Annotated in this window: 23 protein-coding genes; 12 read left to right on the top strand and 11 right to left on the bottom strand. The window is 67.9% G+C overall.

What is annotated here, in order from left to right; all coding sequences use genetic code 11:
• Positions 1–82: 82 nt before the first annotated feature.
• Positions 83–970, top strand: coding sequence for a formyltetrahydrofolate deformylase (gene purU / locus FOH10_RS34140; protein WP_039817713.1), 888 nt, complete (start codon positions 83–85; stop codon positions 968–970).
• A gap of 118 nt (positions 971–1,088) precedes the next feature.
• On the opposite strand, the gene FOH10_RS34135 is transcribed toward purU, so the two are convergent.
• From FOH10_RS34135 to FOH10_RS34125, 3 genes are all read right to left on the bottom strand, one after another.
• A complete protein-coding gene (locus tag FOH10_RS34135; RefSeq protein WP_143983704.1) occupies positions 1,089–2,102 on the bottom strand; it encodes an alpha/beta fold hydrolase in 1,014 nt (337 codons plus the stop codon).
• Positions 2,103–2,358: 256 nt separating this feature from the next.
• Positions 2,359–3,327 carry an alpha/beta fold hydrolase gene (locus FOH10_RS34130; protein WP_244961492.1) on the bottom strand — a complete coding sequence of 323 codons (969 nt, stop codon included), beginning with the start codon at positions 3,325–3,327 and terminating at the stop codon, positions 2,359–2,361.
• A 203-nt stretch (positions 3,328–3,530) separates the two neighbouring features.
• Positions 3,531–3,827: a DUF2516 family protein gene (locus FOH10_RS34125; protein ID WP_029926177.1), complete on the bottom strand. Its 297-nt coding sequence runs from the start codon at positions 3,825–3,827 to the stop codon at positions 3,531–3,533.
• Positions 3,828–3,921: 94 nt separating this feature from the next.
• On the opposite strand from FOH10_RS34125, the gene FOH10_RS34120 reads away from it, so the two are divergent.
• Positions 3,922–4,143, top strand: coding sequence for a hypothetical protein (locus tag FOH10_RS34120; RefSeq protein WP_143983702.1), 222 nt, complete (start codon positions 3,922–3,924; stop codon positions 4,141–4,143).
• Positions 4,144–4,241: 98 nt separating this feature from the next.
• Here the strand turns inward: FOH10_RS34120 and FOH10_RS34115 are convergent, their stop codons facing one another.
• From FOH10_RS34115 to FOH10_RS34105, 3 genes are all read right to left on the bottom strand, one after another.
• Positions 4,242–4,901, bottom strand: a complete 660-nt coding sequence (locus FOH10_RS34115) for a heparin-binding hemagglutinin (RefSeq protein WP_143983701.1) — start codon at positions 4,899–4,901, stop codon at positions 4,242–4,244.
• A complete protein-coding gene (locus FOH10_RS34110) occupies positions 4,898–5,437 on the bottom strand; it encodes a helix-turn-helix domain-containing protein (RefSeq protein WP_029926181.1) in 540 nt (179 codons plus the stop codon). Before FOH10_RS34110 ends, FOH10_RS34115 begins: the two co-directional genes overlap by 4 nt.
• 125 nt (positions 5,438–5,562) lie before the next feature.
• Positions 5,563–6,816, bottom strand: a complete 1,254-nt coding sequence (locus tag FOH10_RS34105) for a DUF445 domain-containing protein (protein WP_029926183.1) — start codon at positions 6,814–6,816, stop codon at positions 5,563–5,565.
• A 236-nt stretch (positions 6,817–7,052) separates the two neighbouring features.
• Here FOH10_RS34105 and FOH10_RS34100 point away from each other — a divergent pair, with 236 nt between their 5' ends.
• The 7 genes from FOH10_RS34100 (at position 7,053) to FOH10_RS34070 (ending at position 14,080) form a co-directional block, all read left to right on the top strand.
• The gene (locus FOH10_RS34100; RefSeq protein ID WP_051037801.1) at positions 7,053–7,745 is read left to right on the top strand and encodes a TetR/AcrR family transcriptional regulator; all 693 of its coding nucleotides are present in this window, start codon (positions 7,053–7,055) and stop codon (positions 7,743–7,745) included.
• Positions 7,746–7,956: 211 nt separating this feature from the next.
• Positions 7,957–9,402, top strand: coding sequence for an ABC1 kinase family protein (locus FOH10_RS34095; RefSeq protein WP_039817662.1), 1,446 nt, complete (start codon positions 7,957–7,959; stop codon positions 9,400–9,402).
• Between the two features lie 22 nt (positions 9,403–9,424).
• Entirely contained in the window at positions 9,425–10,666 is a 1,242-nt protein-coding gene (locus FOH10_RS34090) for a saccharopine dehydrogenase family protein (protein WP_143983699.1), read from the top strand.
• 271 nt (positions 10,667–10,937) lie between these two features.
• A complete protein-coding gene (locus FOH10_RS34085; protein ID WP_143983698.1) occupies positions 10,938–11,633 on the top strand; it encodes an ESX secretion-associated protein EspG in 696 nt (231 codons plus the stop codon).
• A gap of 98 nt (positions 11,634–11,731) precedes the next feature.
• Complete coding sequence (locus tag FOH10_RS34080) at positions 11,732–12,583, top strand: polyphosphate kinase 2 family protein (protein WP_143983697.1); 852 nt, start codon at positions 11,732–11,734, stop codon at positions 12,581–12,583.
• 145 nt (positions 12,584–12,728) lie between these two features.
• Positions 12,729–13,514, top strand: a complete 786-nt coding sequence (locus FOH10_RS34075) for a DsbA family protein (protein WP_244961491.1) — start codon at positions 12,729–12,731, stop codon at positions 13,512–13,514.
• Entirely contained in the window at positions 13,511–14,080 is a 570-nt protein-coding gene (locus FOH10_RS34070; protein ID WP_244961490.1) for a vitamin K epoxide reductase family protein, read from the top strand. The genes FOH10_RS34075 and FOH10_RS34070 overlap by 4 nt, the downstream gene beginning before the upstream one ends.
• A gap of 11 nt (positions 14,081–14,091) precedes the next feature.
• On the opposite strand, the gene FOH10_RS34065 is transcribed toward FOH10_RS34070, so the two are convergent.
• A complete protein-coding gene (locus tag FOH10_RS34065) occupies positions 14,092–15,186 on the bottom strand; it encodes a S1C family serine protease (RefSeq protein ID WP_143983696.1) in 1,095 nt (364 codons plus the stop codon).
• A gap of 128 nt (positions 15,187–15,314) precedes the next feature.
• Here FOH10_RS34065 and FOH10_RS34060 point away from each other — a divergent pair, with 128 nt between their 5' ends.
• The 3 genes from FOH10_RS34060 (at position 15,315) to FOH10_RS34050 (ending at position 17,998) form a co-directional block, all read left to right on the top strand.
• Positions 15,315–16,367 carry an NAD(P)-dependent alcohol dehydrogenase gene (locus tag FOH10_RS34060; protein ID WP_143983695.1) on the top strand — a complete coding sequence of 351 codons (1,053 nt, stop codon included), beginning with the start codon at positions 15,315–15,317 and terminating at the stop codon, positions 16,365–16,367.
• A 92-nt stretch (positions 16,368–16,459) separates the two neighbouring features.
• A complete protein-coding gene (locus tag FOH10_RS34055; protein WP_244961489.1) occupies positions 16,460–17,653 on the top strand; it encodes an AI-2E family transporter in 1,194 nt (397 codons plus the stop codon).
• Between the two features lie 129 nt (positions 17,654–17,782).
• Entirely contained in the window at positions 17,783–17,998 is a 216-nt protein-coding gene (locus FOH10_RS34050) for a hypothetical protein (RefSeq protein WP_029926201.1), read from the top strand.
• Positions 17,999–18,130: 132 nt separating this feature from the next.
• On the opposite strand, the gene FOH10_RS34045 is transcribed toward FOH10_RS34050, so the two are convergent.
• From FOH10_RS34045 to aceA, 4 genes are all read right to left on the bottom strand, one after another.
• Positions 18,131–18,331 carry an antitoxin gene (locus FOH10_RS34045; protein ID WP_029926203.1) on the bottom strand — a complete coding sequence of 67 codons (201 nt, stop codon included), beginning with the start codon at positions 18,329–18,331 and terminating at the stop codon, positions 18,131–18,133.
• A 217-nt stretch (positions 18,332–18,548) separates the two neighbouring features.
• Positions 18,549–20,867, bottom strand: a complete 2,319-nt coding sequence (gene metE / locus FOH10_RS34040) for a 5-methyltetrahydropteroyltriglutamate--homocysteine S-methyltransferase (RefSeq protein WP_143983694.1) — start codon at positions 20,865–20,867, stop codon at positions 18,549–18,551.
• 166 nt (positions 20,868–21,033) lie between these two features.
• Complete coding sequence (locus FOH10_RS34035; RefSeq protein WP_039817670.1) at positions 21,034–21,906, bottom strand: 3-hydroxybutyryl-CoA dehydrogenase; 873 nt, start codon at positions 21,904–21,906, stop codon at positions 21,034–21,036.
• Between the two features lie 308 nt (positions 21,907–22,214).
• On the bottom strand, positions 22,215–23,504 hold the full coding sequence (gene aceA, locus FOH10_RS34030; protein ID WP_143983693.1) for an isocitrate lyase: 1,290 nt from the start codon (positions 23,502–23,504) through the stop codon (positions 22,215–22,217).
• Positions 23,505–23,537 lie beyond the last annotated feature (33 nt).

Genomic DNA, 23,537 nt, shown 5'->3' with positions numbered 1-23,537 from the left:
CGCGCGCGGCTCGCCCCTGACGCGGACGTCGCGGCTCGCCCCTGACGGAGGTCACAGTGCCGCCCCTGGGAGGATGGCCGGTATGAGTTCTGCCGCTGCCACCGATGATCGGCGCTACGTGCTGACCCTGGGCTGCCCGGACCGTCCGGGCATCATCGCCCGGATCACCTCCTTCATCGCCGACTTCGGCGGGTCGATCGTGGAGGCCGGCTACCACTCCGATTTCGAGACCGGCTGGTTCTTCACGCGGCAGGCCATCGAGGCGGCCACGGTGCCGTTCGGCCTCGACGAACTGCGCGACCGGTTCACCGCCGTGGCGGCGGAGCTGGGTCCGGAGACCGAATGGCAGGTCCACGACTCCGGAGCCAAGCGCCGCGCCGTCCTGCTGGTCAGCAAGGACGGGCACTGCCTGCACGACCTACTCGGCCGCGCCACCATGGGCGAGCTGCCCGCCACCATCGAAGCCGTGATCGGCAACCACCCCGACCTGGCCGCGATCACCGAGGCGCACGGCGTGAAATTCCACTACGTGCCCTTCCCGAAGGACCCCGCCGAACGCGGCCCGGCCTTCGAGCAGGTGCGCGAGCTGGTGGACGTGCACGATCCGCACGCCGTGGTGCTGGCCCGGTTCATGCAGGTGCTGCCGCCGGAACTGTGCGAGCACTGGGCGGGGCGCGCCATCAATATCCACCACAGCTTCCTGCCGTCGTTCGTGGGCGCACGCCCGTATCACCAGGCATTCGCCCGCGGCGTCAAGCTGATCGGCGCGACCTGCCACTACGTGACGGCCGAACTCGACGCGGGACCGATCATCGAACAGGACGTCATTCGCATCGACCACGCCGACACCGTGCGCGATATGGTCCGGCAGGGGCGCGATATCGAGCGCGTGGTGCTGGCGCGCGGGCTGCGCTGGCACCTCGAGGGCCGGGTGCTCGTCCACGGCCGCCGCACCGTCGTCTTCTCCTGAACGCGGCGGTTGTCCGCCACGGTCGTGGCGGAACGCCGCACGGCGGAAAGGCAGTCGCCGCCGCGCCCACAGTGTCGCTCGGGCGCAGCGGCGAAGGCGTTCGACCGGGCCGGCCGGATTACCCGGCGGCGGCGATATTTCCGCGACGGCCGATGCGAATAATGCGGTCGACCTCGGTATTGAACTCGTCCACGGCCTCGATATTCGGCAGGTGGCCGGTCGGCAGGATCACGTAGCGCTCCAGATTGCCCGCCGCCGAGAGGGTGTCGGCGATCTCGCGGGAGTGGATCTCGGGCAGCAGCCGGTCGTGTGAGCCCGCCATGACGGTGGTGGGTACGCACAGGTCCGCGGCGGCGCCGTTGATGTCCAGGTCGATCAGCCCGCGGGCCACGGCCGCGCGCACCGACGGACGGCACGAGCGCACGATGGACAGGCCGAATACCGCCTGGTCGGTGGTGGCCGACGGGGTCAGCAGCCGCGACTTGGCGATCAGATTCACCGCGGGGCCGCCCGGCAGCGGAACCGGGGTGCCGAACAGCGCCAGCGCCATCAGGCGTGGCGCCGGAATCAGATCGTTGAACAGCGGAATCACGGTGGCGCGGGCGGAGATTCGACCCGCCGCGGTGGTGGCCAGCAGGACCGACCTGGCCCGCTGCGCCACCTGCTCCGGATAGTGCTTGGCCCACGCCTGAATGGTCATACCGCCCATGCTGTGTCCCACCAGCACCGCGCGCTGCCCGGGACGCAGCACCGCGTCCAGGATGTCGGAGAAGTCGTCGGCGAGCTGCGCATCGCTGAAACCGCGCGTGCCGAGGTCGCTTTCGCCGTGGCCGCGCTGATCGAAGGAGACCACTCGGTAGTCACCGGCGAAGGCGTTGATCTGCGGGTACCAGTACTCCAGGCTGCACGACCAGCCGTGCGCGAAGATCAGCACATCGCGATCGGCCGGGCCGTAGGCGTGCACACGCAGCTTCGCGCCGTCGCGCGTGGTGACGGGAATGACGTCGGGGGCGATTCGCGGTGCGTTGAACGACTCGGTCGCGTACGTCCGAGCCCGCAGTCTGGCCCGGTACGGGGCGGTCAGCGCGTCGGCCCGGAGGTCGGTCACCGCTTCAGGCAGCTTCACCAGCATGAGCACTCCTTTGTGTCCTACGGCACACTACCCAGCAAGCACTGGCGCTAGCAATAGCAAGCACCCGAATCGTGACACTCGGTCGTATGCGGCCGCTTTCATTGATTACCCGTTCCGCCGCAATGACATTCGTCCGGGAAATCGGCGCGGCTGTTACCTACAACACAGTTTGAGCGTGGAATATGCCCGCTAGAGCATGCCGAATGCCCGCACGACACCGTTGTCGCACGGGCATCCGCGCTCCCGCGCGAGCGATCTACGCGCCGACGGCGGCCGGAATCGCGAAGGCGGCCTTGGCAACCCGAGCCAGTTCGGCGTTGAACCGCTCGTATGCCTCGACATTGCCGAGATGGCCGGTGGGGAGAATGTGGTAGCCGTCGAAAGAGCCCACCTCACGCAGCATTTCGACAATGCGCTCGGAATGCACGGGCGGGGTCATGAAATCGAACTCGCCCGCGATGACCGTGGTCGGCACGGTGAAGTTCAACGCGCCCCGACCCACATCCAGGTAGGACAGCAGGGTGCCGAAGCGACCGCGCACGGCCGCCGGGCAGGAGCGCACGATGTTGTGCGAGAACACGGCGATATCGCCGACCGCGGCCAGCGTCATGATCTGACGGCGCAGCACCCAGGGGATCGGCGCGACCGGCGGCAGCGGGAGCGGCGCGCTCAGGGCCAGCAGGCCGATCAAGAAGGGGAGGCGGCGGGCCAATTCGGGGCCGAAGCTCGGCACCACCGTGGTCTCGGCGATCAGATCCGCGGACGCGGTATTGGTGAGCAGCACGGCCGCCGCGCGGGCGGGCACCTGCTCGGGGTGGCGACCGGCCCACGCCTGCATGGTCATGCCGCCCAGGCTGTGGCCGACCAGGACCGCGCGCTCGCCGGGGCGCAGGGTGGCCTCCAGCACCGCCTGCAGGTCGTCGGCCAACAGGTCGGTGGTGAGCGGGCTGCGGCCGCGCTCACTCTCGCCGTGGCCGCGCACGTCGTAGGCGACCACGCGATAGTCGCCGGCGAAGGCGTTGATCTGGGGGTTCCAGTATTCGAGGCTGCAGGTCCAGCCGTGCACCAGGACGATGGTGTCGGCGTCGGCGGGACCGTAGACGTGCGCCCGCAACCGGGTGCCGTCACCGGCGGTGACGGTGACGACCTCGTGGGGCGCGGACGGGGTGTTGAGCGCCGCGGTCTCGTAGGCCCGGGTCCGCAGGCCCGCCCGGTGGGCGAGCATCAGATCGCGGACCCGCCCCGCAAGGTCCGCTGGTATAGGCAGCTTTGCCCGCATAGGACACTCCTTTGTGTTACTGCTAGATACAGTAACTCCATCGGAGGCCCGCTTGCTAGTGCAAGCACCAAAAAAATTCGGGTGCCCGCAGTCCACACAGGACCGCCGACACCCGGCAATTTCTTCGCGGAGGCCCGCCTCCGCCGCGTCTACCAGCGCGGACCGCGCTGCACCTCATCGACCTTGGGCCGCACATCGGCCAGATACACACCGCTGGCGACGACCGCGATGATCATCAGCAATCCCACGCCGCCCTGCGCCAGCAGCACGAACAGCAGCGCGCCGCACAGAATGCCGACCCATGCGGGCTTGCTCAGCTTGTCGACGGCCGTGAACGCGTCCGGGCGCTGCCGAACCGCGTGGATCAGCGCGAAGAGGGTCATACCGAGCGCACCCAGCCACAGCAGCAGAAAAATCATCCCGGTAATCGAAGTCACCCCACCCATGATACGAGCAACACCGCCACGGCACCGGCCCGAAATCACCGGTCGGACATACCGGATTCGCGCCGTCCCCGAGTGCCGCCCAGAATCGGCCGCTATGAGGATGACCACCTGGCGAATCGTCGCCTACCCGCTGCTGACCGCGTGTGCGCTGTGGATCTGGAGCGGCTATCCGCACCGAGACGCCGCATTCGCCGCCGCCCTGGCCATTCCACTGCTGGTCACCATCGGCCTGGACATCACCGCGACGCTCTGGGCACGCAGGATCCTCGGCGAGAGTCGGCCGGAGGCGAGCCCCGCTCCCGAGGTCGAGCCGTGAGCCACACCCGCCGGAGTTCCGGGCGACGGCACTGAGAACGCCGACGGCGGCCTCCGCGCATCGTCATGTGCGGAGGCCGCCGGAACGGGGTGTGCCGCTTACTTCTTGGCGGCGGGGGTGGCCTTCTTGGCCGGGGCTTTCTTGGCGGGAGCCTTCTTGGCCGGGGCCTTCTTGGCGGCCGGGGTCTCGGCGGGCTCGTCGGTCACCTTGACGACCTCGGCCTCGACGGTCTCCTCGATCTCCTCGGCCTGCTCGGCCGCGCGGCCCAGCAGCGGGCCGACCTGGTCCTGCACCTTGCCGAGCACATCCTCGGTGCGGGTCACCAGATCGCTGTAGAAGCTCTCGACCTGCTCGAAGCGCTCCTCGAAGGTCGGGTTGGCGCGCAGCCGCTCGACCGTCTCCTCGCCGCGGGCGGCCAGGTCGGCGTACAGGTCGAGGACCTGGTGGTAGTACTGGTCGGCGAGGCGGCGCAGCTCCTCGGCGGTGAGCTTCTCGCGCAGCTCGGCGAGGTCGTCCGGCAGCTCGGAGGGCAGCGAGGACACCCGGGTGCGGATGGTCTCGATCTGCTCCTGCACATCGGCCGGCAGGTTGGCGAAGCGCTCGCGGGCCTCTTCCACGCGGCCGGACACGTCGGTGGCGGCGACCTGCTCGCGCACCTTCTCGACGATGTCCTTGACCTGCGCGTACACGGTGTCGCCCGCGCCGACGCCGGCGTACAGCGGCTTGGCTACGGCAGTGGGAAGCTTGGTTTCGGTCATGGTTGTTCGTTCTCCTGGCGTGGCGGAACTTCAGTGATGCGGTGCGGAACCTCGTTGTCCCTGTCTCCCCCGGGAACGCCCCCCTTGTGGTCCGTCGCGTCCCCTCGGTCCTCGTTCGCCGCGTTTTCCCGGCGGAACGATTCGTAGATGTCCAGGAGCACCTGTTTCTGGCGTTCGGTGATCGCCGTCTCGGCCAGCAGGGCATCCCGGACCGGGCTGTGCGGCCTCTGCTCGAGGTACCCGGCCCGCATGTACAAGACCTCCGAGGACACCCGCAGACCCTTCGCGATCTGCGCGAGCACCTCGGCGGACGGGTTGCGCAATCCACGCTCGATCTGGCTGAGGTACGGATTGCTCACCCCCGCCAGCGCGGCGAGCTGACGCAGGGAGACCTGCGCGGCCTCGCGTTGCGCCCGGATGAAGCCCCCGATGTCGTGCGCCGCGTTGGCTACGCGGCCCTTGGCATCTCCGCCATCGTCGGACGTCTCCGACGACGGGTCGATGTTCGGGTTGGGAACCTCGGGTTCCTGTGCCATCACTCACCTTCCGGCGGTTGTGGGGTCAATTCTAAGTCAGGGTGCTAGCTCTTGCAAGCACCCTTGCTAGCACCTATTCGGCAAACGCCTGGCCGCCATATCTAGGCATTTGTCCAGTTTTGCCGTCAGCCTTGGAACAGCAGATGCGATATGGAATAAATCGCCAGGCCCGCGAGCGATCCCACCACCGTTCCGTTGATCCGGATGAATTGCAGATCGCGGCCCGCCTGCAATTCGATCTTCCGGCTGGCCTCCTCCGCATCCCAGCGGGCAACCGTGTCACTGACCAGCGTCGCGACCTCCTGGCCGTAGTTGGACACCAGATAGCGGGTGCCCCGCTCGACCCAGCCGTCGACCCGCTCGCTCATACCCGGCTCGTCCACCAGCCGCTGACCCAACTGCTGCACATTGTCGGCCACCTTGCGCCGCAGGGTGGAGTTCGGATCCTCGGCCGACTCCAGGATCATCCGCTTGGCCGCCCGCCAGGTGGCATGCGCCATACCGGTGATCTCCTCCCGGCCCATCAGTTCCGACTTCACCCGTTCGGCCTTCTTGATCATCGCGTCGTCGAATTGCAGATCGTGCGCGAATTCGGAGAGGAACCGATTCGCCGCCTGCCGCACCTCATGATCCGGCTGCGAGCGCACCTTCCAGGTGAATTCCACCAATTCCCGATAGATCCGCTCGGCCAGCAGCGTGTTGACGAACTTCGGCGCCCAGCCCGGAGCGTCGCGCTCGACGATGCGGTCGATGGTCTCCTGGCTGCCCAGCGCCCACTGGTGCGCCCGCTCCGCCAACAGGTCCAGCAGCGGCTGCTGCCGGTTGTCGGCCAGCAGCTCGTCGAGCACCTTGCCGATCGGCGGCCCCCACAGCGGTTCGGCGATGCGCTTGACGATGGTGTGGTCGATGACCTGCTCGACATCCTCGTCGCGCAGCACGCCGATGACCGCCCGCAGAATGGTGGCCGACTCCTCCGCCACCCGTTCGGCATGCTCCGGATTCGCCATCCAGCGGCCCAGGCGCAGCGAGATCTGGGCCGAATTCACCTTCTCCGCCACCACGTCCGGGGACAGGAAGTTGGTGCGCACGAAATCGCCCAGGCTCTCGCCAAGCTGATCCTTCTTCTTGCGGATGATGGCGGTGTGCGGAATCGGCAGGCCCAGCGGATGCCGGAACAGCGCCGTCACCGCGAACCAGTCGGCCAGCGCGCCGACCATGCCCGCCTCGGACGCGGCCCGCACGTAGCCGACCCAGTCGCCGCCCGCGCCGCGCGATTCGGTCCAGCGGCAGAAGAGATAGATGATCGTCGCCACGGCCAGGAAGGCGGTGGCGACCAATTTCATCCGCCGTAGGTCGCGCGCCTTGCCCTCTTCGTCCATGAGGTCGGCGAAGGCCCCGGTCGGCGCGCTCTTCTTGGTCGGTTCGAGTACCCCGGTGCTGCCGGTGGGTTGCTCCATATGTTCCATTCTGCGGTGTCGCGCCGACTGCGCCCGGCTACCGGGCCGCGCCCGAACCGCGATATCGGGCGCATGCGAGGCTTAAGCTGAAGGGGACCAGCACCGGAACGCGAGCGAGGGAGTCGACGCTGACCACGAAGGAGACCGTGAGCGCCGCCATGGACACCACAGCGCGCCCCGGCCGCGTGGACGGCCGCAAGCGACGCTGGCAGCAGCACAAGATAGATCGACGCGAGGAACTCGTCGACGGGACCCTCGCCGCCATCCGCAAGCGCGGCGGCGATGTGGGCATGGACGAGATCGCCGCCGAGATCGGCGTGTCCAAAACCGTCCTGTACCGATACTTCTCGGACAAGCAGGATCTGACGCGGGCCACCATGGAGCGGTTCATCGAGACCACGCTCATGCCGCGCATCTACGAGGCCATCAGCGACGACCTCGACGAATATCAGCTGGTACGCAATACGCTCGCCGCCTACGTGCACACGGTGGACGCCGACACCGACGTCTACCGCTTCATCATGGGCAACGGGGCCTCCACCGACACCTCCACGCTCGCCGACTTCGAGAAGTTGTTCGCGCAGGTGGTGGCGGCGGTCATCACCGACAAGGCGATCGACCGGGAGGTCGATACGCGCGGGGCGATGCTGTGGGCGTACGTCCTCGTCGGCGGTGTGCAGCTGGCGACGGACTGGTGGGTCACCAACCGCACCATGTCGAGTGAGGAGATGCTCGACTACCTCACCATGATGGCGTGGAGCGCGATCGAGGGCATGATCCGCGCGGGCGGTTCGCGGGAGTGGTTCAACGCCCAGGAGCATGTGCTCCCGGATCCGGAAAACCGGGCCTGACGGGCCGATCCGGTTCCTGCCGACCGAACTTTCCACGAAGCGGAAATCCGCACGGCAACAATCCGCACCGGGGTAGTCCGTTCGGCAGACACACGGTGCTAGGCCGGATCGACGCCCTTTGGTTAGTCTGATCAACGGCGGGCACGAGAGTGCGGGAACAGCCGCCGAGTCGGCACCAACGGGGGCGCCGACACCTTCTGGAGGGTCACCTATGGCGAAAGAGCTGCCCACATCCAGGCTGGCGCGGGGGACGAAGCTCGGTATGGCGGTCGCCGGTAATGCCTTGCGCGCACAGAAGACCCGGCGTTCCATGCGGGGGCGTTCGGAGGCCGTCCGCGCCCGGATGGCCGAGGAGTCCATGATCCGGGCCACCGAACAGATGGTGATGGTGCTGGGCACCATGAAGGGCGTCGCCATGAAACTCGGGCAGATGCTCTCGGTACTCGACCTGGATCTGGTGCCGCCCGAACACCGCGACCGCTTCCAGCGCCGCCTCGCCGTCCTGCGCGACAGCGCGCCCACCGTGAACTTCGACGTCATGCGCGCGGTCATCGAGGAGGACTACGGCAAACCGCTCGACCAGGTTTTCGCCACCTTCGAGCCGGAACCGATCGCCGCCGCCTCCATCGGCCAGGTGTACCGCGCGACCCTGCACGACGGCCGCACCGTGGCGGTGAAGGTCCAGTACCCGGGTATCGACGCCGCGGTGCGCGCGGATCTGAAGAACCTGGCCATGTTTCGCCGCGTCCTACAGTCGGCCATGCCGTGGGTGACGCCCGCGGTCCTGGACGAGCTGCGGCTGAATCTGGAGAGCGAACTCGACTACGTCGCCGAGGCCGATACCCAGCGCGAGATCGCGCGACTGTTCGCGGGGCATCCGTTCATCTTCGTACCCGACACCATGCCGGAGCTGTCCACCACCCGGGTGCTGGTGAGCGAGTACTTCGCGGGCCGCGGCTTCGACGAGATCCGGCAGCTGCCCGATGCCGAGCGCAATCGCATCGGCGAGATCATCTACCGCTTCTACGTGGGTTCGCTGTTCACCTTCAACGAATTCTGCGGCGATCCGCATCCGGGCAATCTGCTGCTCGGCGATGACGGGCGGGTCGCCTTCCTCGATTTCGGGCTGTTCAACCGGATGGATCCCGAGCACGTCCAGTTCGAGATCACCTGTATCCGCGCCGCCGCCGAGGAGCGCGCCGAGGATCTGCGTGACCTCATGGTGCAGCGTGGCGTGATCGAGTCACCCGAGGAGATCACGCCCGAGGAGTGCCTGGAATACGTGCTGGCGGCCTGCGAGTGGGCGCTCATCGACCAGGAGTTGACCATCACGCCCGAGCTGGCCTCGGGGGCGTTCGTGCTCGCGGTGGATCCGCGGGCCAGTGAGTTCGCGGGGATGAAACAGCAGAACCTGCCGCCGGAGCACCTGTTCTCGCGGCGCGCGGATTTCCTGACCTTCGGCATGCTCGGACAGTTGGAGGCCACCAACAACTGGCACCGCATCGCCCGCGAATGGCTCTACGGCGACGAACCGGTCACCGATCTGGGCAAGGCGCATCACGCCTGGCTGGCGACCCGCCCCGCGCCGGAGCCGAAACCGAAGGCCGCGCCCGCCAAGAAGAAGACCACCCGCAAACGCACCACCACCAAGGCGTGAACCGCCGCATGAGGAGAAGGCAATGGCCGATCGGGAATTCGACCTCGTACTGTTCGGGGCGACCGGCTTCGTGGGGAAACTGACCGCGGAATATCTCACCCAGGCCGCGCCCGCGGGCGCGCGCATCGCGCTGGCGGGCCGTTCGGAAGCGAAGCTGGCGGAGGTGCGCGCCGAACTCGGTGCGGCCGCGGCGGACTGGCCGCTGGTGATCGCGGATTCGTCGGATCAGGCGTCGCTGGACGCGCTGGCCGCGCGCACCACGGTGGTGGTGACCACGGTCGGCCCGTACCTGCGCTACGGTCTGCCGCTGGTCCAGGCGTGCGCCGAGAACGGCACGCACTACGCCGATCTCACCGGTGAGCCGCTGTTCATCCGCGAATGCATCGACCGCTTCGGCGACAAGGCCGCCGAGACCGGCGCGAAGATCGTGAATTCCTGTGGCTACGACTCGATTCCGTCGGATCTGAGCGTGTACCAGCTGTACCGGCGCAGTGTCGCGGACAATACCGGCGAGCTGACCGACACCACGCTGGTGGCCGCGTTCAAGGGCGGCGTGAGCGGCGGCACCGTGGATTCCGGGCGAGCCATGATGGAGGCCATCGCGGCCGATCCGGCCAAGGCGTCGATCATGTCGCATCCGTATTCGCTCAGCCCGGACAAATCCCTGGACCCCGACGTGGGCCGCCAGACCGATCAGGCGCTGGCCCGGGCGTCGAGCATCGATCCCAGCCTGGACGGCTGGGTGGCGACCTTCGTGATGGCCGCGCACAACACCAAGGTGGTGCGCCGCAGCAACGGCCTGCTCGGCTGGCCGTACGGCAAGAACTTCCGCTACCGGGAGGTCATGAGCGTCGGATCGTCCACCACCGCACCGCTGGTGGCCGCCGGGGTCGCGGGCGGCATCGTGGCCACCATGGCCGCGGGCGCGGTGCTGTCGCGCGTCGCGGTGGGCCGCAGGCTGCTCGACCGCATGGTGCCCAAGCCCGGCACCGGTCCGAGCGAAAGCGCCCGCCGCAGTGGGTGGTTCACCATGCGCACCTTCGCACACACCACCTCCGGGGCGAAATACGTGTGCACCTTCGCCGGTCAGGGCGATCCGGGCTATCAGGCCACCTCGGTCATGCTCGGGCAGTCGGGGCTGGCGCTGGCCTTCGACACACTGCCGGAGATCGCCGGAATCCTCACTCCCGCTTCGGCCATGGGTGACGCGCTCACCGAGCGGCTGCGCGCCGCCGGAATGACCGTCGAGGTCGAGACCGCCTGATCCGGCGGCGCCTCCGCATGCGGGGGCGCTGCCCGCGGGACGACCGCGCTCCCGCCTGCCGCGCGGTATCCAAAATGGATATCCAAAATCGGAATCCATAGTGGGCCAGGTCACATTCGAGCAACTTCCGGATCCACACACCGATTCGGGAGCTCCGGTAGGGTCCCCAGCGGGACACAGGGGTGCTCGCAGAAAGGGGAACGCCCTACATGTCCGCATCGGACGTCGGGAATCGCTCGGCACATCCCGGCTACCAGGGGGAACTCCTGCCGTGAACACCAAATGGCTGCTGACTCCCGAGGAGTTCAGCCTGATCTGGACCCGGGAGACCCGGCAGGACCGCCGCCCCTATCCGCTGCACACCATCCCCACGCCCGAAACCCCGGATACCGCACAGCGTTTGCGGCACCGGTTCCTGCGACGCACCGATCCGGAACTCACGGCCGCCCTCATGCTCTGTGCCCGCTCCGACGCCACCACCGTCACCCTGTTCGGCGAACGGACCGCGGGCCCGGCCGTCCGCGCCTTCGCCGCGGTGGCGCAGCAGCGCGCCGGAGTGCTGATCGGACTGCCGGACGCCGTGAGCGTCATGGTGTGCCCGGCCGAGCGCCTGGGCCGGGAGCTGGTGGAGGCCGTCGGCTCCGCACCGGCCGGTCGCCTCGCCCCGTTGCGGGAACCCCAGGACGCGGTGCTGAGCGATGCGGGCGGCCATCGCTGCGCCGAACTCGAAACCCGGGGTGACGCAGCCCTCTTCCGCCGCAAACTGAACGAGCCGGTGGACGGGCGCGGTTTCATCACCGTGTCGGTGGACCCGGCCAATCCGCTGTCTCCGCCCACCCGGCACCGCACCTGGCTGGACTTCTCCGACGACGGCCGCTATCTGCTCACCACCGATGCCGACCTGACGCTGACCCCGGTGAACGATGAGGACTTCGCCGCCGCGCTCATGCACATGGCTCGGCTGTGAGTCCTCCGGTTCCGGCGACAAGTGGGTGAACGCTTGGCAACGGGTGGATTTCGGCGAGTCCGCCACGCGGGCCCATCCCGCCGTGCTACATCTCAGAGATGGCGAAGTCGACTACCTGGTCTGTTCCGGTGACCAAGGCCCTGCGGGCGAACGGTACGAAGGTCAAGAAATTCGACACCTCGGCCACCCCCGGCTTCAAGGGCGACAAGAAGGCCGGGGAGAAGTTGCTCGCCCAGCGGGCCGTGGTGCTCTCCGATCTCCAGGAACGCCTGTACGCCAACGGCCGATCCGGCGATCAGCGCAGCGTCCTGCTGGTCCTGCAGGGCATGGACACCGCGGGCAAGGGCGGCATCGTCCGGCACGTCATCGGCTCGGTGGATCCGCAGGGCGTCGACCACGCCGCCTTCGGCGTGCCGACCGAGATCGAGCGCAAACACCACTACCTGTGGCGCATTCGCAAGGCGCTGCCCCGCCCCGGCCAGATCGGCGTCTTCGACCGCTCGCACTACGAGGACGTCCTGGTGGTGCGCGTCCACGAACTGGTCCCGCCGGAGGTGTGGGACAAGCGCTATGACGAAATCAACAAATTCGAGCGCAAGGTGGTCGACAGCGGCACCACGATCGTGAAGGTCGCCATGTTCGTCTCGCTCGACGAGCAGAAGAAACGCCTCATGCAGCGCCTCGAACGCACCGACAAGTATTGGAAGTTCAACCCGGCCGATATCGACGAACGTGCGCACTGGCCCGCCTATCAGGAGGCGTACCAGGCCGTTCTGGACCGGACGAACACCGAGTACGCGCCGTGGTATCTGCTGCCCGCCGATCACAAGTGGTATTCGCGCCTGGCCGTCACCGAATTGCTCATCGACGCCCTCCAGGGCCTGAAGCTGGAATGGCCGCCCGCGAATTTCGATATCGAGGAGCAGAAGCGCCGCCTGCTGAAGTCCTGATCCACCGACGGACAGGAATCTCTCAGGTTCACCCGCCATGATGGCGCTCGATGTGTGTCTGGTCGCGGCCGTCAGCGGTCACGCAAATCTCGCGGTCCCAGCCGTACGATGCAGGCGCAGGGGTCCGAGGCGACAGAAAGGCGTGGTGAACGCACAGGTGAGCAAGCAGGATCTTCGGAAGAACCCGCTCGCGGCGGCGCAGCGGTCCGACCGCAATCGCAAGATCGCCATCCAGGTGGTGGTGGCCGCCGTGCTGGTGGGCCTGGTCGCGGCGATCATCATCGGCATCGCCATGGGCCGGGAGGACAAGGACGAGTCCACCGCCTTCAACCCGACGCTCGGCTTCGATTCCAGCCAGGGCGCGGTACCGCCGAATCTCACCCCGGGTGGCGCCATCCGGGTCGGCGACGCCGCCGCCAAGGTGAAGATCCAGGTGGTCGCGGACCCGCAGTGCCCGGCCTGCGCCATGTTCGAGAAGGCCAACGGCGAGGTGCTGGAGCAGGCGGTCACCGACGGCACCGCGACGGTGGAGTACAACATCATCTCGTTCCTGGACCGGGCCTCCAGCAACCAGTACTCCTCGCGCGCCGCCAATGCGGCGTACGTGGTCGGCACCACCGATCCGTCCAAGTTCCAGCAGTTCCTGGCGAAGCTGTTCGCCGCGCAGACGCCCGAAGGCGGCGGCCCCGGCCTCACCGATGATCAGCTGATCGAGATCGCGACCGCGGCCGGGTACACCGATCCCGCTGTGGCGCAGGCCATTCGGGACAACAAGTACGCAGCCTTCGTGAAGGCCGAGACGCAGGCCGTCTTCGACGCGGGCGTCAAGTCCACGCCGTCGGTGTACGTCGACGGCGAGCAGGTGCAGACCCAGCAGGAGCTGATGAGCCAGGGCGGGCTGCGACCGGTGATCGAGGCCGCGGCGAAGTGATCATCACGGCTACGCCCAAGGCCGCCTGGGCGCTGTTGATCGGCGGCCTGGCGGGCTGGATCGCGTCGATCGTGCTGACGGTCGACAAGTTCAAGCTGCTCACCGATCCCGGGTTCAAGCCGCTGTGCAGTATCGACCAGGTGGTGGCCTGTACCACCGTCATCGAATCGGATCAGGCCTCCGCCTTCGGTTTTCCCAACCCGCTCATCGGCATCGTCGGCTTCTCCGTGGTGGTGACGCTGGCGGTGCTCGGCATCGCCGGAATCGGCTTCCCGCGCTGGTTCTGGGGCGGCCTGTGGGTCGGGCTGGTGCTGGGCATGGTGTTCATCGGCTGGCTGATCTTCCAGGCGGCGTACCGGATTCACGCCATGTGCCCGTGGTGCATGGTGGTGTGGGCGGCCACGCCGGTGCTGCTGGCCGTCACCACCGGGCAGCTGTTCGAGCGGTCCCGGGGAATCCTGCAGATCGTGGTGGAGTGGCGGTGGACCGTGGTCGCCGTTTACTACGCCGTGGTGGTGCTGATCCTGTTCCTCCAGTTCCAGGACTACTGGCTGGATCTGGTCTAGTTCGGTCTGATCTAGTTCGGCGGCCCGGCGCTCAGCGTCACGTATACCGTGCGCTGTCCGCCGGGACCGGTCAGGTCCAGGCGCACAACATCATTCGGCTTCCGCACATTGAGGGCGGCGCGCAGCGCCGTGGCCGTGGCGATGCGCTGACCGTCCACGGCGATGATGACCTCCCCCTCGGTGAGGCCCGCCGCGTGGGCGGGGAGGCCGTAGATGGCGAGGTCGATGCGCGCGCCGCCGTCGCGGTCGTCGGTGGTGAGAATGCCGAGGGTGGCGGTCGGTCCGACGTGCACGGTGTCCGTCGGTGTGCCGGAACGGATCTGCCGCACCACGGCCATGGCGGCGTCGATGGGCACGGCGTACCCGCTCGGGTCCTGACCGAGCAGCTTCCGCACCTCCCCCGACGCGGCGGTGACCACGCCGACCACCGCCCCGTACCGGTCGACCAGCGCGCCGCCCGACTGCCCCGCGCTCACCGCGCCCGCGATCTCGATCATGCCGGTCAGGTTCTTGCGCGACAGGTCGGCCGCATCCCGGGCCACGATGGTGCTGTCCAGGCCGGTAATGGTGCCGCCCACCGCGGTCGGGGAACCGGTGCCGCCCGCATTGCCGATGGCGAGCACCTCGTCGCCGATCCGCAGCGGGATCGAACTGCCCAGGCGCGCGACCGGCAGCGCGTCCGCGCCGGAGAGTTCCAGCAGGGCGATATCGGCGCTCGAGTCGTAGCCGAGCACGGTGGCCGGGTATTCCGCGCCGGTGCCGATATCGGTGACCCGCACCCGCTCCGCGCCCTTGATGACGTGATGGCTGGTGAGCACCTGACCGTCCGCGGTGAGCACGATGCCCGATCCGGCGGCCCCGAGCCCGAAGGGCCGCACACTCGCGTTCACATTGACCAGTGCGGGCTCGACCACCTGCGAGACCACCGTGGCGTCCAATGGCGGCAGCGGCGGACCGAGCAGGCTGTGCTCGACGGCATCGGCGCGGAAGGGCCAGCGGGGCAGCTCCCCCTGGTAGCCGAGCAGCGCGCCGACGGCCAGCACGGCGGCGACCACCAGCGCGAGGAACCGTCCGGCCCCGGTTCGCTCCCGTTCCCGTTCGTGCATGGCCACCCGCCTCCTGTGTGCCCGTGGGCCCGGCGTTTGTACTTCCAGTAGTACCAGCACAGCGCACCGGGGTGACATAACAGACGAAAGGTTGGCTCATCGTGGCATGCGGGAGTAGGCATGTACCTATGACCACAGCTGCCGCCTATGCCGTTTCCGCACCGGATGGCCACTTCGAGAAGGTCGCCATCGAACGCCGTGAACTCGGCCCGCACGACGTGCTGATCGATATCGAATACGCGGGTATCTGCCACTCCGATATCCACACCGCCCGGGACGAATGGGGCGGCGCGCAGTATCCGTGCGTGCCCGGCCACGAGATCGCGGGCCATGTCGCCGCGGTCGGCTCGGCCGTGACCAAGTTCCAGGTCGGCGACCGGGTGGGCGTGGGCTGCATGGTGGATTCCTGCGGGAAGTGCGAACCCTGCCTGGCCGGGGAGGAGCAGTACTGCGTCCCCGGCGCGACCATGACCTACAACACGCCCGTGCCGGAGGAGTTCCAGCCGGGCGGGTACACCCTCGGCGGGTACTCCACCCAGATCGTGGTGACCGAGAGCTTCGTGGTGTCGATCCCGGAGGGCATCGGGCTCGATGTGGCCGCGCCGCTGCTGTGCGCGGGCATCACGCTGTTCTCACCGCTGCGGCACTGGAACGCCGGTCCCGGCAAGCGCGTCGCCATCATCGGCATGGGCGGGCTCGGGCATGTCGGGGTGAAGATCGCGGCCGCCATGGGCGCGGAGGTCACCGTGCTCAGCCATTCGCTCAGCAAGGAGGCCGACGGGCGCAAATTCGGCGCGCACCACTACTACGCCACCAGCGAGAAGCAGACCTTCCGCGACCTGCGCGGCCATTTCGACCTGATCATCAATACGGTGTCGGCCGATCTGCCCATCGACAGCTACCTCAAGCTGCTGCGCCTGGACGGCACGCTGGTGATCCTGGGCCTGCCCGAGAACCCGCTCCAGGTCAAACCGTTCACCATCGCGGGCTACCGGCGCTCGCTGGCGGGCTCCATGATCGGCGGCATCGCGCAGACCCAGGAGATGCTGAACTTCTGCGCCGAGCACGGCATCGGCGCGGAGATCGAGACCATTTCCGCCGACCGGATCGACGAGGCGTACGAGCGGGTCGTCGCCAGCGATGTGCGCTATCGCTTCGTGATCGACACGGCCACCATGTGAGCTCCGCCGACCGACGGATGACACGCGGCGGTCCGCGCCGCCACTGACACCGGTTCACGGCTACGTTGGCCGTTGTGTCCGACCATGAAGGTGTGTCCGAGCAGGCAGGCCGTCCGCCCGAGAATGGCGACGAGACCGCGCGCGTCCCCGTCTCCTCCGTGCTGCCGGGGTGGCTGCCGCGAGCGTATCTGCTCGCGGCGGTCACGGTGGCGGCGCTGGTCGTCACCTTCTGGATGTTGCAGCAGCTCAAGGGGCTGCTGACGATTCTGGTCGTCTCGCTGTTCCTGGCCTTCGCCATCGAACCGGCGGTGAACTGGCTGGCGGCGCGCGGCTGGCGGCGCGGACCCGCCACCGGGGTGGTGTTCCTGGGCGTGCTGGTGGTGCTGGTCAGTTTCGTCTGGACGCTGGGCGAACTGGTGGTCGACCAGGTGTCCTCGCTGGTCGACAATGCGCCGCGGTATGCCGACGATGCGGTCAACTGGATCAATTCGACCTTCCACACCGACTATTCGGGTACCGATATCCAGCGCAAGGCCGCCGAGATGAGCACCTCGCTGGAGAAGTACGTGGTCGGACTGGCCGGGGATGTGTGGGGTATCGGCACCACCGCCGTCGGTGTGCTGTTCCAGGCCCTGGGCGTGCTGCTGTTCACCTACTATTTCGCCGCCGACGGGCCGCGGTTCCGCAACGCGGTGTGCTCGCTGCTGCCGCCGCAGAAGCAGAAGCATGTGCTGCGAGCGTGGGATATCGCAGTGGAGAAGACCGGCGGATATCTGTACTCCCGGGCGCTGCTCGCCCTCGCCTCGACGCTCGCGCACTACGCGGCCATGCGGGTGCTCGATCTGCCCTCGGCCTTCGCGCTGGCGCTGTGGGTGGGCGTGGTGTCCCAGTTCATTCCGACGGTGGGCACCTACCTGGCGGGTGCGCTGCCGGTGATCGTCGCCCTGGCGCAGAGTCCGCGCACGGCGCTGTGGATATTGCTGTTCATCGTGCTGTACCAGCAGTTCGAGAACTATGTGCTGCAACCGCGGATCACGGCGACCACGCTGGACATGCATCCGGCGGTGGCCTTCGGGGCGGTGCTGGCGGGCGCGGCCCTGTTCGGCGCGACCGGGGCGCTGCTGGCGATTCCGGTGACGGCGACGGCGCAGGCGTTCATCGGCGCGTATATCCGCCGGTACGAGGTGAACGAGCCGACGGATTCACTGAAAACCGGTGGTGCGCAGCGCAAACCGTGGCGGGAACGGCTACGGCGGCCGCATCCGGCTCCCGCGCGGAAGGACTGATCGCGAATGTCGGCACGGATACACAAACAGCGTTCAGACGCCGACAGACCCGAGCGCCGTTTCCCCGGAACATGGTGTGCACCGACGGAAGCCACCTCCGGCACCGTCATCGACGAAACGGAGCACCCGATGTCCCTGACCGCCAAGCGCATCGCCATCGCCCTCGCCACCACCGCCGCCGCGCTCACGTCGACCGCGGGCATCGCCGCCGCCGACCACGGCGACCGCAACGACCGCGGTTACCACTACTACTGCGACCGGGACAGCCGCGGTTACGACCGCGACTACTGCTGGAAGCACTACGGCGAGTGGGGCCACGACCACAAGCACAACGGCGGCTACTGAGCCCGGGCATGCGCCCGCACCCGGCCGGACCGACGGTCCCGGCGACGGCCGCTCCGGCGGCGCGAACGGCGGTGCGGCGGTAGCGAATCCGGCGGCAACGCGGCCGCCGGTCGCTCAGCGTCGAGCACCTCGCTACTGCTTGCCCGCCTGTTCGCGCAGCGCCTTCTTGGCCGCCTCCTGCGCCGTGTCGACCTGCGACGCGTACTTGCCGCCGGTCTTCTGGTCGATCACATCCCCCGCCTTGTCCACCACCGGCTCCAGCTTGTCGGCATGCTGCGCCGCCAGATCGGCGGCCTTCCCCGCGGCATCCTTCAAATTGTCGAACAGTCCCATGTCACCCTCCTACCTCGAAAACGTGCCAGAGCAGGCTAACCCGCGCACGCCGTCACGGCGCGCACCTCGCCGCACCTCGCAGCGGTGACCTTGACCTCGAATGCACTCGAGCTTCTAGGTTCGCACCCGCGGGCGGAGGCTGTATCGGCGCGACCCCGCACCGGCCCAAGCAAGCGGCGCACGGACGAAAGTCCGTGCGCCGCTCGACTGTCCGTGCCTACGCGGATTTCTCCGCGGCGGCCGCCTCCGCGCGGCGGCGGACGCGGCGGGCCGCGGCGACCAGGTTGCGCAGGGAGGGGTCGAGTTGCCAGTGGTGGCGGGTTTTCAGGCCGCCGTCCGGATTGGCCCAGAGGCGCTGGGGTGTCACGGCTTCCGCGGCGGCGGAGAGCAGTTCGTCCAGCTCGTCGATATCGGGGATGCGAGCGGAACGGCTTTCGTAGACACCGGGGCCGACGCCGTGGGACAGGCCCACGCCCTCGGCGCAGTCCTCCTTGAGCGCGTTGAGCACCCATTCGATGGAGCGGGTGGCCACGATGGCGGTGACGTCGGCGTCGAGTTCGTCGATGGCCGCCACCACGTCCTCACGGCTGGAATAGCCGATGTGGGTGTGGATCTGGGTTTCCGGCTGGACGCCGGAGGTGGCCAGCTTGAACGCGCCGACCGCCCAGCGCAGGTACTCGGGGCGACCCTTCGGGCGCAGCGGCAGCAGTTCGCGGATGGACGGCTCGTCCACCTGGATGATGGCGATCCCGGCCTTCTCCAGATCCACGACCTCGTCCCGGATGGCGAGCGCCACCTGGTCCGCCGTCTCGTACAGCGGCTGGTCCTGGCGCACGAACGAACGGGCCAGCATGGTGACCGGGCCGGTGACCATGCCCTTGACCGGCTTGTCGGTGAGCGACTGCGCGTAGCTGATCCACTCCACCGACATGGGCTTCGGCCGCGCCACATCGCCGTACAGGATCGGCGGCCGCACACACCGCGATCCGTACACCTGCACCCAACCGAAGTGGGTGGTGGCGAAGCCGTCGAGCAGCTCCGCGAAGTACTGGATCATGTCGTTGCGCTCGTGCTCACCGTGCACCAGCACGTCGAGACCGATGTCCTCCTGCAACCGGATGGTGGACTCGATCTCGGCCTCGATGCGCTTGCGGTACTCCTCGTAGGACAGTCGCCCCTGGCCGAGGTCGTAGCGCGCCTGGCGAATCGCGTTGGTCTGCGGGAAGGACCCGAGCGTGGTGGCGGGCACCAGCGGCAGGTTCAGCCGCTCCTGCTGGGCCACGCGACGGATCTCGTACGGCTCGCGCTCGCGCATGTCCGGGGTGATGTTGTAGACCCGGTGCCGCACCGCGTGCTTCTGCTTGAAGTGCACCTCGCGCGGACGCTTGCGCCATCTTTCCGACGGGCCTTCCGTCAGCGCCTTCGCCAGCGAAACCACTTCCAGCACCTTCTGTTTCGCGAAGGCCAGGCGCTCGGCCACATGCTCTTCCAGCTCGTATTCCACGAGCAGGTCGTAGGGCACGTGCAGCAGTGTGGTGCCGGTGGAGACCACCAGATCCGGGCACACCTTGGAGATGGCGTTGAGGTATTCCAGCGTCACGTAGCGGTCGGCGCGCCACACATTGGTGCCGCTGATGACGCCCGCGTACAGCCGCTTGCGTTGAATGCCGGGGATTTTCGCGAGTTCGTCGGGCGTGATCCGGTAGCTGGCCAGGTCGAGGCCGATGGCCTCCACCTTGGTGCGCGCCAGGATCTCCAGCGCTTCCCCGAAATCGCCGTACTGTCCGGTCACCAGCAGCCGCGGCCGCAGCGGCGCCTTGGACAGCCGCTCGTAGGTCTTCTCGAACAGTTCCAGCGTGGACGGCGAGCGCTCGCTGGTGAAGCACGGCTCGTCGAGCTGCACACAGGTCGCGCCGCGCTTGGCGAGCACCTCGAACAGCTCCTCGTACACCGGCAGCAGCCGGTCCAGCAGCTCCAGCTTGTCGAATTCGGTCTCGCCGGGCACATGTCCGGTCTTGGACAGCAGCAGCAGCGACAGCGGGCCGAGCACGACCGGCCGCAGTTCGATGCCGTGCTCCTTGGCGCGATCGAATTCGTCGAGCAGCGCCTCGGGGTGCAGCGAGAACCGGGTGTCGGCGTCGAGTTCGGGCTGCCGGTAGTGGTACTGGGTGTTGAGCAGGCGCACCAGTTCCAGCGGCGGCAGGTCGGGGCGGCCGCGCGCCATCAGGAAGTAGAAGTCGAGCGGGTGCAGTTCCTCGCGATACGCCTCGAACCGCTTAGGCACCGCGCCGAACAGCAGCGCGTTGTCGAGGATGTGGTCGTAGTAGGAGAAGGTGTTGCCGGGGACCTGGGTGAGTCCGGTGGCGGCCAGCTCGAGGAACTGGCTCTCCTGGATCTCCCGCCCGACCGCGAGCAGCTCGTCGCGGGACGATGTGCCGTGCCAGTACGACTCCAAGGCCCGCTTGAGCTCCCGGTGCGGCCCGATACGCGGGTAACCCAGAATGCTGGATCCGAAGCCGTCGGTGACATTCACCATGAGCGGGACACTCCTTCCAAGCTGCGGTCCGAAACGACCTCTTTGCAGCTTATGCCCGGTGACAGGTGACGCCGCCACAAACTGTGACGGCGTACTCGTGGAGAGGGTGACGCCGGGCTCACGCACCGGGTGGATGCGTGAGCGCGAGCGCCGATCACGTTCTAGCTCAGCGGTTGTTGTACTGGTAGAAGCCTGCTCCGGCTTTCTTGCCGAGGAGTCCGGCCTCGACCATGCGCATGAGCAGCGGGGGCGCGCTGTAGAGCGGCTCCTTGAACTCGGCGTACATGGAGTCGGCGATGGACTTCACGGTGTCCAGGCCCACCAGGTCGGTCAGCGCCAGCGGCCCCATCGGGTGGGCGCAGCCGAGCACCATGGCCTTGTCGACGTCTTCCTTGGTGGCGAAACCGGATTCGACCATGCGGATGGCCGAGAGCAGGTACGGCACCAGCAGCGCGTTCACCACGAAGCCGGAGCGGTCGGCGGAGCGCACGACCTGCTTGCCGAGCACGTCGGAGGCGAACGCCTCGGCGCGCTGGGAGACCGATTCGCTGGTCTTGAGGGTGGTGACGAGTTCGACGAGCGGCAGCACCGGCACCGGGTTGAAGAAGTGCATGCCCACGACCCGCTCGGGGTTGTTGGTGGCCACGGCGATCTTCATGATCGGGATGGAGGAGGTGTTGGAGGCCAGCACCGCATTGGGGTCGGTGACGACCTTGTCCAGTTCGGCGAAGATGGCGGTCTTCACGTCCTCGTTCTCCAGCACGGCCTCGACCACCAGCTGGCGGTCGGCGAAGTCGCCGAGGTCGGAGGTGAAGCGCAGGCGCCAGGCGGCCTGCTCGCGCTCCCGCTCGGTGATCTTGCCGCTGGAGACGCCGCGATCCAGGGACCGCAGGATGCGGGCGCGACCCGCGGCGGCCAGCTCTCGGGTCTGTTCGAACACGAGCACATCGACGTGTGCCCGGGCACAGACCTCCGCGATGCCCGCGCCCATCTGTCCGGCGCCGATGACTCCGACGCGCTGAATCTTCTCGCTGCTCACGTCCCGCTCCGTTCCGCCTCCCCGCAACTGCTGCGGGCGGCTGATTGCGATTGCCTGCCGGATACCGCGCCTGCACGGTGCCCGAGAGTCAAGCTGTGTGAAGGCGTCGGACTGATGATGACCCTGCGCCTTCTTAAGGTCTTTCGCTATCCAGTTATAGGTAAATGCCCTCCCCGCCGGGGCTGTCGACGGGAAGGGCGGGGAACTCCGTCGGGGGATCGTGCGATCCCCCGACGGGTTCGGTGCCCTCGGGGCGGCGACGGTGTGATGCGACGGCCGCCCCGAGGCGTGTCCTCAGGCGGGACTGCTCAGTGGAACTGGCCTTCTTCGGTGGAGCCCTTCAGCGCCGCGGTGGAGGTGTTGGGGTCCACGGTGGTGGCGATGGTGTCGAAGTAGCCGGCACCGACCTCACGCTGGTGCTTGATGGCGGTGAAGCCACGCTCGGCGGCGGCCTTGAACTCGCGCTCCTGCAGGTCGACGAAGGCGGTCATGCCCTCGCGGGCGTAGCCGTGGGCCAGGTCGAACATGCCGTAGTTGAGCGAGTGGAAGCCGGCCAGGGTGATGAACTGGAACTTGAAGCCCATGGCGCCCAGCTCGCGCTGGAACTTCGCGATGGTCGCGTCGTCCAGGTGCGCCTTCCAGTTGAAGGACGGCGAGCAGTTGTAGGCCAGCAGCTGGTCCGGGAACTCGCTGCGGACGGCCTCTGCGAACTTGCGGGCGACCTCGAGGTCCGGGATGCCGGTCTCCATCCAGATCAGGTCCGCGTAGGGGGCGTAGGCCTTGGCACGCGCGATGCAGGGCTCGATGCCGTTCTTCACGCCGAAGAAGCCCTCGGCGGTGCGGGTGCCGTCCAGGAACTCGCGGTCGCGCTCGTCCACATCGGAGGTGATGAGGGTGGCGGCCTCGGCGTCGGTGCGGGCGATGATCACCGACGGCACGTCGGCGACGTCGGCGGCCAGACGCGCGGAGGTCAGGGTGCGGATGTGCTGCTGGGTGGGGATGAGCACCTTGCCGCCCAGGTGGCCGCACTTCTTCTCGGAGGCCAGCTGGTCCTCCCAGTGCACACCGGCGGCGCCGGCGGCGATCATGGCCTTCTGCAGCTCGTAGGCGTTCAGCGCGCCACCGAAGCCGGCCTCGGCGTCGGCGACGATCGGGGCCAGCCAGTTGGCGACGGAGGTGTCACCCTCGACCTTGGCGATCTCGTCGGCGCGCAGCAGCGCGTTGTTGATGCGGCGGACGACGGACGGCACCGAGTTGGCCGGGTACAGCGACTGGTCCGGGTAGGTGTGGCCGGAGAGGTTCGCGTCACCGGCGACCTGCCAACCGGACAGGTAGATGGCCTTCAGGCCGGCACGGACCTGCTGCACCGCCTGGTTACCGGTGAGGGCGCCCAGGGAGTTGATGTAGTCCTCGTTGTTGACGAGATCCCAGAGGATCTCGGCGCCGCGACGGGCGAGGGTGTGCTCCTCGACAACGGTGCCCTGCAGCTTCACAACCTGCTCGGCGGTGTAGTTGCGGGTGATGCCCTTCCAGCGGGGGTTGGTGTCCCAGTCCTTCTGGATCTCTTCGGCGGTCTTCGGAGTGCCGACAGTCGACATCTGTGACTCCACTTCCTGATTCGGTCTCGGGTG

It is taken from the genome of Nocardia otitidiscaviarum (assembly GCF_007362295.1).
Taxonomy (GTDB): domain Bacteria; phylum Actinomycetota; class Actinomycetes; order Mycobacteriales; family Mycobacteriaceae; genus Nocardia; species Nocardia otitidiscaviarum.
The sequence above is the reverse complement of the archived record's forward strand: the minus strand, read 5'-3'. Positions and strand labels throughout refer to the sequence as shown.